Origin of the sequence: Streptomyces sp. NBC_01210 (genome assembly GCF_036010325.1) — a bacterium.
Classification (GTDB): domain Bacteria; phylum Actinomycetota; class Actinomycetes; order Streptomycetales; family Streptomycetaceae; genus Streptomyces.
Genome location: NZ_CP108549.1, coordinates 6,496,736 through 6,509,952, shown reverse-complemented (window position 1 = coordinate 6,509,952; position 13,217 = coordinate 6,496,736). Strand labels below are relative to the sequence as shown.

Sequence of the window (13,217 nt, the reverse complement as noted above, 5' to 3'; positions counted from 1 at the left end):
GAACCGGCCGTCGAGGGCTGAGCCTCATCGGTTCTTGGTCGTCTCCACGGACCAAGAACGCCGCACGTCAAGGCAGTTCACACAGATTCACCCACAAGCGTGAGTTTTCCGAGCTCCGAACGTTTCTTCTCCTCCGCGGGCCCCCATGTCCGCATTAATCTCACAGCCTGTTCACCTAAGCCCCCAGTGACCAGATCGGGCTCGACGCAGCAAGGAGACACCGTAATGTCCGAGGGGCTGACGTCCACGCCGTACGAGTTACTCGTCCCGCTCCCGAGACCGTACGGGCGGGTGTACCGGCGCCAGGAACGTACCGTCGTCGAGCTCCATGGCGAGATCGATATCGCCGCAGTCACGCTGATCGGCGCCTATCTCGATGTGGTCACCGCGGTGCGCGCCCACGAGGTGATCGTCGATCTGACGCATGTCGAGTTCTTCGACTGCTCCGGGCTGGCGCTGCTCTGCCGGGCCCGACGGCGCACCACGGAGTTCGGCGGCCGGCTGTGGGTGGTCTGCTCCCGGCCCGCGACTCTGCGCGTCTTCAGGGCGGGCGGCGTGCTGGACGTGTTCCGTACGCTGCCGACGCTGGACGAGGCTCTGGCGGCGCAGGACGGATGAAATCCGGGCGGTCCCCGGCCGGGCCGGGGAGCCGCTCCGGTGCGTCAGACCTTGCGCAGGCCTGACGAGGCCCTGTTCAGGCCCTGAGCAGCTCTGTTCAGGTCCTGCTCAGTTCTGTTCAGGCCTTGTTGAGCGAGGCCCAGAATTCGTCGAAGGTCAGCTGACCGTCGCCGTTGGCGTCCTTCGTCTTGATCACTGCCTCGGCGACCGTCTCGGTGACATGGAAGTCGCCCAGCTGAGCCATCACGCTCTTGTACTCGCTTGCCGTGATCAGGCCGTCGCCGTCCAGGTCGTAGCGCTCGAACGCCCTGCGCGCCTCTTCGATGTCCGCCACTGCTTCCGCCCCTCCTTGGTGCATTACTGACGGGGTCAGATTAGCCGCCCGATTGAGCCCTCAGGGTAGCGGCCAGTCGTTCGAAGGCGACGGCGGCTCTCCTCTCACCCTCGAGCACGCTGCGCACGTCCTCCAGGAAGAGCAGGTGGAGACTGAGGCAGAGGAGAGGGAAACGAGATGAGCAAGGCACTGGCGGAGATCCTGGCCGCGGCGGCACGCGGGGAGTTCCCGCCGCCGGACGGATCCATCACCGTGATCGGGCAGCCGAGCGTCCGCGACGCCGGTGTGGTGGCGTTCACCGCGCACTCCGTGGTCTTCACCGACGAGGATCCGGAGTGGGTACGGGCCGAGCTCGCCGCCACCGCCTCCGACCGGCTGGCCGCCGCGATGAACCCGGTGTTCCTGGCCGCCATGCTGGCCCGCACCGGCCGCTCGATGCACACCGTCGACCTGGTGACGGTCGCCGACACGCTGCCGGGCAGACCTGGGCTTGAGCTGCGCGAGATCGAGGACCCGGAGCACCCGCGGGTGGCACGCGCCCTGAAGTTCCGCGACGGCGTGCGGGTCTGGGCCGCGGAAGGCGGGGTGCTGGTCCTCGGCCGGGGCCTCGCGGGCCGCTGGGAGGCCGCGATCGAGGTGGACGAACAGGCGCGCGGCCGGGGCCTCGGCGTGGAACTCGCTGTGGCGGCCCGCCACTTGGTGCCGGACTCGGTGGTGTGGGCCCAGCAGTCGCCGGGGAACGCCCGCAGTGTGCGGACGTTCCAGGCAGCGGGCTTCCGGCCGGTGGGCTCCGAAGCTCTGTTCGAGGCCGGATGAGCCGGATGACCCGGGCGACAGAAAAGGCTTCAATTACCTTTCCGTAGCACGGAAGTTGATTTTCCGCCCCGCTGGAATCAATTCTCGCCAAATCCCCGGGGGAGCTTCGTCACTCTTCGCCGCGGCCGGATAACTTCATGGCGTCGCCGCCACACCAGGAGCGCAGGGCTCCCAGGGACAAGCGGCGCAAGGGTGATGTCAACAGTGACGATCACAACCGACTCATTCACGGTCCGGCCCTTCACCCGTAACTGCCACATCATTTGGGACGAGGCCGACCATGTCCTGATCGGGGTTTCCCCGGGGAACAGCTATTTCTCCGCCGCACGCATCACAGAACTCGCCCGCTGGGCGGCGCCGCGCTTCACCGCGGTTGATTTCGTCTATGCCGATCTGCATGTGTCAGCCGTCTTCGCGGCGCTGGGCCACGCCCCGGAGCAGGCCGCCCGGCGTGCGACCAAGGAGCTCAAGGCCGTACGCAGGCGGATTCTGGGCGGCGTGGAGGCCGCCGGGCCGCCGGGCCGGCGGATCGGGGTGCGGGCGCTGTCGGAATTCTCCGGCGATCCGGTGTACGCGCTGCTGCACCGGCGCGTACAGCACTTCCTCGGCACGGACGAGGAATTCCGGAAGAGCTGTGACCGGATGGTCCAGCAGTTCCTGGCGCCCAAAATGTCCGCCGGTGAATCCATCACCTCCGAGCAGAGATCGGCGTGTCTCGACTACATCGCCGCTGAACTCCCCTTCTTCCTCGACACCCCGGGGATTCTCGGCGTCCCCTCCTCCGTCTCCTGCTATCACGCGCTGATGCCGTTGACGGAACTTCTCTACGGAAAGGGCGGCGGGCTGCGAGCCGCCCGCAATCAGGGCTATGCCGTCGTACGGCCCGAAGCCCCCGAAAGGAGCGCGGACGATGACCACCGAGCCCGAGCAGCTTGATTTCCCGCTCTCCCGGCGGGGCGATGCGCTCCCCGTGGAGTGCACCCGGCTGCGCGAGCAGCAGCCGGTGGCCCGGGTGCGCACGCTCACCGGCGACAGCGCCTGGCTGGTGAGCAGCCACCGGCTGGCCGGCCAGGTCCTGGAGGACAAGCGGTTCAGCCTCAAGGAGACGGCCGCTCCCGGAGTGCCGCGCCAGTACGCGCTGACGATCCCGCCCGAGGTCGTCAACAACATGGGGAACATCAGCAGTGCGGGGCTGCGCGGCGCGGTGATGAAGGCGCTCAACCCGCGTGCGGACGAAGGACTGCACGGCTGGCTGCGTGCCACGGCCGGCGAGCTGATCGACAGGCTGCTCGCCGAGGGCCCGCCGGTCGATCTGCGGACCGGCTTCGCCGAACCCTTCTCGGCCGCACTTCACTGCAGGGTGATCGGGGTGCCGTTCAGCGACTGGCGGCGGCTGATGTCCGGTCTGGACATCGCCTTCATGACCAGTTCGCACACCTTCGAGGGCTCGCAGCTCAACTGGTACAAGGACCTCGACTACATGGTCGAGCGGCTGAACGTCCCCGAGTCCGAACGCACCGGACTGCTGGGCCGGCTGGCGGCGCTGCGCGAGGACGAGGAGTCGGCGCATCTGACGGACGAGATGCTCGCCACCGTCGCCGTGTCGCTGTTCGGCGCGGGTGCGGTCTCCACCTCCGCCTTCCTGGTCCTGGCCGTACTGGCGCTGCTCCAGCGCCCGGAGCTGATCGGGTATCTGCGGGAGCACCCGGAGCGGATCGGCGGCGCCGTCGACGAGCTGCTGCGCTGGAACCTGTCGATCGGCGACGGACTGCCGCGCCTCGCTCTCGACGATGTACAGCTCGGTGATGTCCTGGTCCGCAAGGGCGAGTTGGTGCTGATCCTGGTCGAGGGCGCGAACTTCGATCCCGAGGTCTTCGAGAACCCCGGGCGTCTCGACCTGGAGCGTGCGCACAATCCGCATCTCTCCTTCGGCGGCGGCCGACACTTCTGCCCCGCCTCGGCTCTGGGCCGGCTGCACGCCGAGACCGCACTGGCCGCGCTCGTGGACCGGGTGCCGCGGCTGCGGCTCGCCGTGCCCGAGGAGCAACTGGTGTGGCGTACGGGCTTCATCAAACGGCTGCCGGAGAGGCTGCCGGTGCTGTGGTGAGCCAGGGCTCTGCCTGGTTGCTGTAACGGGGGGCTGCGCCCCCGGGCCCCGCACGCCCTTCCGGGGTCCCCCCAGAGTGTCCTCGATCGCCGGACGGGCGGAGTTTCAGCCCGTCCGGCGATCGAGGAGCGGGGTCCGGGCGGAGCCCCCGCACGCTGCCTAGCGGAAGACGCCCGTGTGGCCCAGTGAGTAGCGCCCGGGCTGCGGATAGACCGCCAGCCCGTGCGGACCGCTGCCCACCGGGATACGGGCCAGCTGCTTACCGGTCCTGGTGTCGATGGCGTACACCTCGGAGTCGTAACGCCCGGACAGCCACAGCACCTTGCCGTCCGCCGAGACACCACCCATGTCGGGGCTGCCGCCGTCCGGCAGCCTCCACTTCTTGGTCAGCCTGTTCTGCGCGAAGTCGAAGACGGAGATGGAGCCCTCGCCGCGGTTGGAGATGTACATCTCCTTGGAGTCACGGCTGACGTAGAGGCCGTGGCAGCCCTTGCCGGTGGGCAGCAGTGCGGGCGTGGTGAAATTCTCGCCGTCGAGCACCCATACGCCGTGCGCCATCATGTCGGCGACATAGAAGGTCTTGCCGTCCGGCGAGAGCTTCACGTCCTGCGGCATCGCACCGTTGAAGGGCAGCTTCTGCCGGCCGACGACCTTCATCTTCTCCGTGTCGACCTTCAGCAGCTCCCCGGAAAACTCGCAGGAGACGATGAAGTACCGGCCGTCGGCGGAGAAGTCCGCGTGGTTGACGCCGTAGCAGGCGACCGGGGTGGACTTGATCCGGTTCATGGTGTGCGCGTCGCGGAAGACGAGCTCGCGGTCCATCGAGGCCATGACGATCGCGTACTTGCCGTTGGGCGTGAAGTAGAGGTTGTACGGGTCGTGCACGTCGACCGGCTTGCCCGCGGCGCCGGTGACCGGGTTGATCGGGGTGAGCGTATGGCCGCGGTTGTTGTTGACCCAGAGCGTCTTCAGGTCCCAGGAGGGGACGACGTGCTGCGGCTGGACGCCGACCGGGATCGTCTCGATGACCTTGTACGTCGTGGGGTCGATGACCGAGACGGTGTTGGAGTTGGTGTTGGGGACGTACACCCGGGACGGGAAGCCCTTGACCGCCGGCGAGAGCCGGCCCGGGCGGTCCGCCGAGTAGATGTCGTGCGGGTCCAGCACGGGCGGCATGCCGCGCAGCCAGGCCGGGGTGACATGCCCGCGCTTGTCGGGCGGCGCGGCGGCCCTGGTGGCCGGCGCCTCCGTCCGGTCGGCGGGTGAGCTGCAGCCCGCGAGGAGGGCGAGCAGGGCGCCCGCGAGCAGCGCGGCGGTCCGCTTGGCGAGGGGAGTCATCGGGTGCATCAGATCAGCAGCTCCGTGGTGGTCACCGCGCGCAGGCCGCGGCGGTTGAGGTCGTCGAGGAGGGCGGGCAGTGCGGCCACCGTGTCCGGAACGCCGAAGTGCAGGCTCACCACCGATCCGCGCCGGATCTGCCCCGTGACATTGCGGGTGACGGCTGTGGCACCGGGCTTGGTGTAGTCGAGGGAGTCGACGTCATACGAGAGGACGTGCGGGTAGCCGGCCCGGTGGGCGAGTGTGGCGACAAGGGGGGTCGCGTCGCGTGTGCGGGAGGGGCGGAACCAGGTGCCGATGGAGCCGGTGAGCCGGCGCAGCCGTTCGGCACAGCCGGTGATCTCGGCGTACGCCTGCGTCTCGGACATCTCCGAGATGCCCAGATGGCGCTGGGTGTGATTGCCGAGGTCGTGGCCGCCGTCGAGGATCCGGCGGGCGAGATCCGGGTACTCGTCGAGCCAGCTGCCGACGGCCAGGACGGTGATACGGGCGCCGGCCCGTTCGGCCTCGGCGAGTAGGGCCTTGGCGACGGCCGGATCCCCCTGACCGTGGAAGGTGAGGGCCACCCGGCCCCGGTCGCGGGGGCCGTGCGCGATCCGGACGGGCTGTCCGGGGAATCGGCGGGGAGCGGGGGCGGGACGGGAACCCCGGGACGGTGGGGTGGGGGCGGCGGGCGGAGCGGGCGGCGGCGGAGCGGGACCGTCGTCGGTGCAACTCGTGGCGAGGGCACCCGCGACGGCCGCACCCACTGCGCGCAGTGCCCTGCGGCGGTCGATCGAGGTCACGGGAAGCACAGTAGGCGCGGACTGCCCGGAAGATAACGATTGTCCAAATTCAGGACGTTTGCGGGTCGCGACCGCGGGGGCCGCTCCAGGGCGAGTGGATCAATGAAACACTCGCCGAGATCGATATTTGTTCAGCGATTTCCAGGCAGGTGGCTCACCTCACCTGTGATTCCATTCCAATATGTCATGATTTGCAGGCTTGCATCCGAGTAAGGACTTTTGGTGGCACGGCCCCCGTCTGCCATAGTCGCTGACACGACCCCCATTGACCCGGGCCAGGTCGTCGAAAGCGACCGTGGATACACCCCCCCCCAATCCACGGCGCTCCATGGAAGCCCCCGCTCAGGGGGCTTCCGTGTTTCCCGGGCCGTAGCACCCCAACCCCTTGCTCTCAGGCTGCTCAGCGGTCGGAGACCCGCATCTCGAACCAGGTGGTCTTGCCGCGGGGCAGCAGATCCACGCCCCACCGGTCGGCGAGCTTGTCCACGAGAAAGAGGCCGCGGCCGCTGGTGTCCATCTCCTGGACCGGCATCAGACAGGGCAGCCCGCGGGAGGGATCATGGACCTCGATCCTGATCCAGCCTCGGCGGCGCAGCATCCGCAGCCCGAAGACACGCGCGCCGGTATGGCGTACGGCATTGCCGACGAGTTCCGAGACGAGTAACACCGCATGCTCGGCGGTCTGCGCGGAGAGCGCCCACTGACACAGCACCACACACTGGGTCAACCGGCGTGCGGTGGCGGCGGATTCGGGGCGGGAGGGCAGTCGGACTTCCTCGTCCGTCGGGTTGCCGAACAACTCCAGCGCCTTGAGCGCCAGTTCATTCTCGACGGCCGGCACCCACCGCCCGACGGTAGCGCTGCCGCGCTGCCGCGGTTGCTCCACATCCTCCAGGCCCGCCATGCCCCCATCATGGCCGCAATGAGCGGCTTCCGGGGGCGTTCCAGGGGAATAGGACCCCCCGAGGAAACCGTCCCCGGGGGCCCCAATGGCATATGACGCTGGCCCCATTTGGGCACTCGTGCACGCACTGAGCTGCCCTGACGCCTTGCTTATGGATGATCGCCCAGCGCAGCGGACCGCTCAGCCTTAAGGCTCCTTTAAGACTCGGCTAAGCCGGCCACAGGGTTGACGCCCAGCACCGATGTGTCCAACTTGCCCATGTTCAGAGGAACTTGGCCTTGCCCGGGCCCTCCTCCACGAAGCTGCGCATTCCGCGCTCGCGGTCCTCCGTCGCGAACAGACCCGCGAACCAGTTGCGTTCAATGGCGAGGCCCGTTTCGATGTCCGTCTCCAGGCCCGCGTCGATGGACTCCTTGGCGGCACGCAGCGCCAGAGCCGGTCCCTTCGCGAGCTGCGCGGCCCAGGCGCGGGCCTGCTCGTACACCTCGGCTGCGGGGACGACGCGGTCGACCAGACCGAGCGCGAGTGCCTCGTCGGCCTTGACCATACGGCCGGTGAAGATCAGGTCCTTGGCCTTGGACGGGCCGATCAGCCGCGAGAGCCGCTGGGTGCCGCCGGCGCCCGGGATCAGGCCGAGCAGGATCTCGGGCTGGCCGAGTTTGGCGTTGTCGGCGGCGATCCGGAAGTCGGCGCAGAGGACCAGCTCGCAGCCGCCGCCGAGCGCGTAGCCGGTGACGGCGGCGACGACGGGCTTGGGGATACGGGCGACGGCGGTGAAGGAGTCCTGCAGAGCCCGGGACCGTACGACCATCGCCGCGTGGTCCATCGCCTGCATCTCCTTGATGTCCGCGCCGGCCGCGAACACCTTCTCGCCGCCGTACAGGATCACGGCCCGTACGTCGTCACGGCGGGCCGCCTCCTCGGCGAGCTCGCGCAGCCGGTCCTGGATGGCGATGTCCAGGGCGTTCATCGGCGGGCGGTCCAGTCGGATGGTGCCGACGCCTTCGGAGACCTCGAGTGCAACAGTCGTCATGGAGGCAGGTTAACCGGCGCTAACGACAACGGACCCGGTGCTGTTGCTCACAGCACCGGGTCCGGCGTTTCCGGAAGAGGGACGTACTACTTGGTCCACTCCGCCCAGGACATGTTCCAGCCGTTCAGACCGTTCTCCGGAGCGATCTGGCGGTCCTTGGAGTTCTTCACGATCACCACGTCGCCGATGATCGACCGGTCGTAGAGCCAGGCCGCCGGGGTGCCCTCGTCGTACGCCCCGCGGACGTCGCGCAGACCCACACAGCCGTGGCTGACGTTCGACGAGCCGAACGTCCCGGACGAGGCCCAGTAGTTGCCGTGGAGGAAGGTGCCCGAGTTGGACAGGCGCATCGCGTGCGGCACGTCCTTGATGTCGTACTCGCCGCCGAAGCCCACGGTGGCGCCGTTCATCCGGGTCACCTTGTACTTCTCGCTGATGACCATCTGGCCGTTGTACGTCGTGGTCGACGGCGCGCCGGCGGTGATCGGGATGGACTTGATCTGCTTGCCGTCCCGTACGACCTTCATGTTGTGCTCACTGGCGTCCACGGTGGAGATCTGGCTGCGGCCGATGGTGAACTTCACCGTCTTGGACTGCTTGCCGTACACGCCGGGACGGCCCTCGACGCCGTCCAGGTTCAGCTTCACCGTCACCTTGGTGCCGGCGGCCCAGTACTTCTCCGGGCGGAAGTCGAGGCGGTCGTTGCCGAACCAGTGGCCCTCGACCGGCACGGCCGGTTCCGCGGTCACCTTGATGGCCTTCTCGACGGACTCCGGATTGGTGATGCCCCGGGTGAAATTGATCGAGACCGGCATGCCGACGCCGACCGTCGCACCGTCCTCCGGCGTGTACTGCCCGAGGAAGGTGTTCTTCGGGACGAGCGTGGTGAAGGTGGTGTCCTTCGCCGACTCACGGCCGTCCGTGTCCTTGGCGACGGCGTGCACCTTGTACTTGGTGGAGCCCGCCAGATGCTGCAACGGCTGCCAACTGGCGCCGTCCGCGGCGAGCTTGCCCTCGACCGCGGAGCCCTTGTCGTCCTGGACCGTGACCGTGGTCAGCTTGCCCTTGTCCGCGGTGACCTTGAGTGCGCCGCTGGTGGCGACCGACCGGGCGCCGTCCTTGGGCGCGATGGTCACCACCGCCTGGGAGGCCGCGTTCCCGACCTTCCCGCCGTCCTTCTTGTCCTTGTCGTCACTGCCCTTGTCGGAGCCCCCGCCACCGCAGGCCGTGACCAGCACCAGCAACGCCCCCAGCACCAGAGCCGGCAGAACGGCGCCCCCACGCCTGCTTCCGCCTACCGCCCCGGCCGATGCCCCCGATATCGGCTGCCCGTTCAAAATGGTCTTCTCCCCTCGCACGGCCTGGTCGCAGCCACGGCCCGCACCCCCGCGCGCCTCACGCACGCACGGCGATAGATAATCACACCGTGGGTAGTTGAATCTCCCCACGAATGTCACCGTTCAGTCCCAACTTGTCCGCCGGGCTCACCTGAGACGGTGCGGGCCTTGCAGGTCAGCGAGGGTCAGCGCAGCGCGGAACCCTCCTGCCATGCCTTCCAGTCCAGGTTCCAGCCGCTGAGACCGTTGGCGGGGTCGACCCGCTTGTCACGTGAGTTGACGACTTCGACCACATCGCCGATGAGCGACCGGTCGAAGAACCAGCCCGCCGGTGCGTCCGAGCTGCCGCCCTTCTCGTCGCGCAGCCCGACGCAGCCGTGGGAGACGTTCGCCGAACCGAAGGTCTCCGGCGCGGCCCAGTAATTGCCGTGGATGAAGGTGCCCGAGTCGGTCAGCCGCATCGCGTGCGGCACATCCTTGATGTCGTACTCGCCCTTGCCGTCCTTCTTCTTGAAGCCGACCGTCGCACCGTTCATCCTGGTCACGTCGTACATCTCCGCGACCACCATCTTTCCGTTGTACGTGGTCGCCTTGGGCGCCCCCGCCGTGATCGGCAGCTTCGCCAGGATCCCGCCCTCACGCCGTACCTCCATGGTGTGCGCCGCCGCGTCGACCAAGGAGACCTGTGAGCGGCCGACGGTGAAGGCGACAGTCTTCTGCTGGATGCCGTACACCCCGGGCGCCGCCTGGACATCGCGCAGCCGCACATCGACCCTGACCTTGGTGCCCGGCTGCCAGTACGCGCTCGGACGGAAGTCGAGTCGCTCCTTGCCGAACCAGTGGCCCACCACCTCGACGGGCGGATCGGAGGTGACGCGGATGGCACGCTCGACGGCCGCCCGGTCCTCGATCTCCCGGTTGAAGTCGAAGGAGACGATCATGCCGGTGCCGACGGTCGAGCGGTTCTCCGGTTTGAAGTAGCCGATGAAACGGCGCTCGGGAATCTGTGTGGTGAAGGTGGTGTGGCGGGCCTGACGGTGGCCGTGTCCGTCCAGCGCCACCACGTCGACGCTGTACTTGGCGGCCAGATCGAGGTGCGTACCCTCGGCCGGCATCCAGCGCATCCCGTCCTCGGAGACCGCGCCGGGGACCTCGGCCGGCCGGCCGTCCTCCACCTGCATCACCTTGACCCGCTCGAGCCGCCCGCTGGGCAGCTTCACCATGAGCGGGCCCTCACGGCCGACCCCCTTCGCGCCGTCCTCGGGGATGACCTGGATCGCGTCCTCGGGCGACTGAGGCTTGTTGCCGACCTCGAGCGCCCCGCCGGTGCATCCGGCCAGCCCGGCCATCAGTCCTGCCCATGTCAGGACGACGGCCGCGCCCCGTCCTGCCCGCTTCAGTACATGTCTCACGTACCGACCAACGACCGCCCCCCTCCAGGGGAAACGTGAGCGCGGGGCCATGTTGGTATGAGAGCAGTGCGGGCAGAACAGGTGGGAGGACCACGCGTGGGGTGCCGCGGCCGGGACGCCGTGAGCAGTACGTGCGCGGGGCCCGACGAGCCGCGGGAGGCCGGCAGGTGTCGAGCGCAGCCGAGCAGGAGACAGTGCAGGAGGGGGTGCGGGGCGAATCTCCCGGCCCACTCCCGGCAGTCGGTGTCAACGGCCGCCACAGAGAAGCGGGCGCCCGCAGGCCGGCCGTATGGCCGGGGGCGCCGACGCCGCTCGGGGCGCGTTTCCGGGTCGGACCCGACGGGGTCGCGGGTACGAACTTCGCACTCTGGGCGGGCGGGGCGGAGTCGGTGGAGCTGTGCCTGTTCGGCGACGAGGGCGGTTCGGTCACCGAGACACGGCTGCCGCTGACCGAACTGACCCATGAGATCTGGCACGGATTCGTGCCCGAGGTCCGGCCGGGACAGCGGTACGGATTCCGGGTGCACGGCCGCTGGGACCCGTGGACGGGAGCGCGCTGGAATCCGGCGAAGCTGCTGCTCGATCCGTACGCACGCGCGGTTGACGGCGAGTTCGAACTGCCCGCCGAGGTGTACGGGCATGTGCGCGACTGGCCTCAGCAGCATGTCGCGGACACGGTGCGGGACGACCGGGACTCGGCGCCGTACGTGCCCAAGGGTGTCGTCGTCCACGATGACGCCCCCGACGACGAGTGGATGGACGACCGCAGGCCCAAGACGCCGTGGGCGGACTCGGTCATCTACGAGCTGCATGTGCGCGGGTTCACCAAGCTGCATCCGGGCATTCCCGAGGAACTGCGGGGCACATACGCGGGTCTCGCGCATCCGGCGGCGATCGAGCATCTGCTGCGGCTCGGGGTGACGGCGGTCGAGCTGCTGCCGGTGCATCAGTACGCGCACGAGGACCATCTGCTGCGGCGCGGGCTGCGCAACTACTGGGGCTACAACTCCATCGGCTACTTCGCGCCGCACGCCGCGTACTCGGCGAGCGGGACCACCGGTCAGCAGGTCGGCGAGTTCAAGCGGATGGTGCGGGCGCTGCACGACGCCGGGATCGAGGTCATCCTCGATGTCGTCTACAACCACACGGCGGAGGCGGGTGAGCTGGGTCCGACGCTGTCGCTGCGCGGGATCGACAACCGCGGCTACTACCGGCTGCAGTCGGACGCCCGGGCCTACGCGGACTACACCGGGTGCGGCAACACGCTGCATGTGGTGCAGCCGCATGTGCTGCGGCTGATCACCGATTCGCTGCGCTACTGGGTGACCGAAATGGGGGTCGACGGCTTCCGCTTCGACCTGGCGGCGGCACTTGCGCGCTCCATGCACGATGTCGACATGCTCTCCCCGTTCCTCGCGGTGATCGCGCAGGATCCGGTGCTGCGGCGGGTGAAACTGATCGCCGAGCCGTGGGACGTGGGCAACGGCGGCTACCAGGTGGGGGCGTTCCCGCCGCTGTGGACGGAGTGGAACGACCGCTACCGCGATGCCGTACGGGACTTCTGGCGCGGCGCGCTGCCCGACGTACGGGACCTCGGATACCGGCTCTCGGGCTCCAGCGATCTGTACGCCTGGGGCGGCCGACGGCCGTACGCCTCGATCAACTTCGTCACCGCGCACGACGGGTTCACCCTGCGCGACCTGGTCAGTTACGAGCAGAAGCACAACGAGGCCAATGGCGAGGGCAGTCGCGACGGCACGAACGACAACCGGTCCTGGAACTGCGGCGCGGAGGGCGAGACCGACGATGCGCGGATCAACGCGCTGCGGCGGCGGCAGCTGCGCAATCTGCTGACGACGCTGCTGGTGTCGACGGGCGTGCCGATGTTGGTCGCGGGCGACGAGATGGGCCGTACACAGGGCGGCAGCAACAACGCGTACTGCCAGGACAACGAGGTCAGCTGGGTGGACTGGTCACTGCGCGAGCAGCCGGGCCCGCGCGGACTGCTGGAGCTGACGACCCGGCTGCTCGCCCTGCGCCACACGCATCCGGTGCTGCGCCGCCGCGCCTTCTTCTCGGGCCGCGCGCGGGCGGCGGACGGACTGCGGGATCTCGCCTGGTTCACGCCGCACGGCGCGGAGATGACGGAGCGGGACTGGTACGCCCCGGCGTCGACGCTGGCGCTCTATCTCTCCGGGCGCGACATCCCGGGACGTGACGCGCGTGGAGCGGAGGTGACGGACGACAGCTTTCTGACGGTGCTGCACGCGGCGGACCGCCCGACGAGCTTCCACCTGCCGGGCCCGCCCTGGGCGCAGTCGTACGAGCTGGTGGTCGACACCTCGCGGGAGGACCAGGAGACGGCGCCTGGCACGGTGCATCTCGGCGGGGAGACGGTGACCGTGCCGGCGCGGTCGGTGCTGCTGCTGCGCGTCAGGACGTGACGGAGACGCAGCAGGCGAAGTCGTCCTCGATGGTGCCGACCCTCGGTCCTCGCCCCGGCGGGCAGCAGCGGCTGCGCCTCTGCCGGGAT

Annotated in this window: 12 protein-coding genes; 5 read left to right on the top strand and 7 right to left on the bottom strand. The window is 68.8% G+C overall.

The genetic code is table 11. From position 1 onward, the window contains the following. Positions 1-225 precede the first annotated feature (225 nt). Complete coding sequence (locus tag OG735_RS29725; RefSeq protein ID WP_327326210.1) at positions 226-618, top strand: STAS domain-containing protein; 393 nt, start codon at positions 226-228, stop codon at positions 616-618. A gap of 118 nt (positions 619-736) precedes the next feature. Here OG735_RS29725 and OG735_RS29720 read toward each other — a convergent pair whose 3' ends face one another. Further along, entirely contained in the window at positions 737-952 is a 216-nt protein-coding gene (locus OG735_RS29720; protein WP_327326209.1) for an EF-hand domain-containing protein, read from the bottom strand. A 177-nt stretch (positions 953-1,129) separates the two neighbouring features. On the opposite strand from OG735_RS29720, the gene OG735_RS29715 reads away from it, so the two are divergent. The 3 genes from OG735_RS29715 (at position 1,130) to OG735_RS29705 (ending at position 3,875) form a co-directional block, all read left to right on the top strand. Continuing rightward, the gene (locus OG735_RS29715) at positions 1,130-1,768 is read left to right on the top strand and encodes a GNAT family N-acetyltransferase (RefSeq protein ID WP_327326208.1); all 639 of its coding nucleotides are present in this window, start codon (positions 1,130-1,132) and stop codon (positions 1,766-1,768) included. A 204-nt stretch (positions 1,769-1,972) separates the two neighbouring features. Further along, the gene (locus tag OG735_RS29710; RefSeq protein WP_327326207.1) at positions 1,973-2,704 is read left to right on the top strand and encodes a tRNA-dependent cyclodipeptide synthase; all 732 of its coding nucleotides are present in this window, start codon (positions 1,973-1,975) and stop codon (positions 2,702-2,704) included. Beyond that, complete coding sequence (locus OG735_RS29705; protein ID WP_327326206.1) at positions 2,679-3,875, top strand: cytochrome P450; 1,197 nt, start codon at positions 2,679-2,681, stop codon at positions 3,873-3,875. The genes OG735_RS29710 and OG735_RS29705 overlap by 26 nt, the downstream gene beginning before the upstream one ends. 159 nt (positions 3,876-4,034) lie before the next feature. On the opposite strand, the gene OG735_RS29700 is transcribed toward OG735_RS29705, so the two are convergent. The 6 genes from OG735_RS29700 to OG735_RS29675 form a co-directional block, all read right to left on the bottom strand. Continuing rightward, positions 4,035-5,222, bottom strand: a complete 1,188-nt coding sequence (locus OG735_RS29700; protein WP_442812511.1) for a YVTN family beta-propeller repeat protein — start codon at positions 5,220-5,222, stop codon at positions 4,035-4,037. Then, the gene (locus tag OG735_RS29695) at positions 5,222-5,998 is read right to left on the bottom strand and encodes a polysaccharide deacetylase family protein (protein WP_327326205.1); all 777 of its coding nucleotides are present in this window, start codon (positions 5,996-5,998) and stop codon (positions 5,222-5,224) included. Before OG735_RS29695 ends, OG735_RS29700 begins: the two co-directional genes overlap by 1 nt. 400 nt (positions 5,999-6,398) lie before the next feature. Beyond that, entirely contained in the window at positions 6,399-6,902 is a 504-nt protein-coding gene (locus OG735_RS29690) for an ATP-binding protein (protein WP_327326204.1), read from the bottom strand. A gap of 262 nt (positions 6,903-7,164) precedes the next feature. Beyond that, on the bottom strand, positions 7,165-7,935 hold the full coding sequence (locus OG735_RS29685) for an enoyl-CoA hydratase/isomerase family protein (RefSeq protein WP_327326202.1): 771 nt from the start codon (positions 7,933-7,935) through the stop codon (positions 7,165-7,167). Between the two features lie 86 nt (positions 7,936-8,021). Beyond that, on the bottom strand, positions 8,022-9,272 hold the full coding sequence (locus OG735_RS29680) for a L,D-transpeptidase (RefSeq protein WP_327326201.1): 1,251 nt from the start codon (positions 9,270-9,272) through the stop codon (positions 8,022-8,024). Between the two features lie 185 nt (positions 9,273-9,457). After that, positions 9,458-10,684, bottom strand: coding sequence for a L,D-transpeptidase (locus OG735_RS29675; protein ID WP_327326200.1), 1,227 nt, complete (start codon positions 10,682-10,684; stop codon positions 9,458-9,460). Positions 10,685-10,851: 167 nt separating this feature from the next. Here OG735_RS29675 and glgX point away from each other — a divergent pair, with 167 nt between their 5' ends. After that, positions 10,852-13,128 (top strand): glycogen debranching protein GlgX, encoded by a 2,277-nt coding sequence (gene glgX, locus OG735_RS29670; RefSeq protein WP_327326199.1) that lies wholly within the window; start codon positions 10,852-10,854, stop codon positions 13,126-13,128. Positions 13,129-13,217 lie beyond the last annotated feature (89 nt).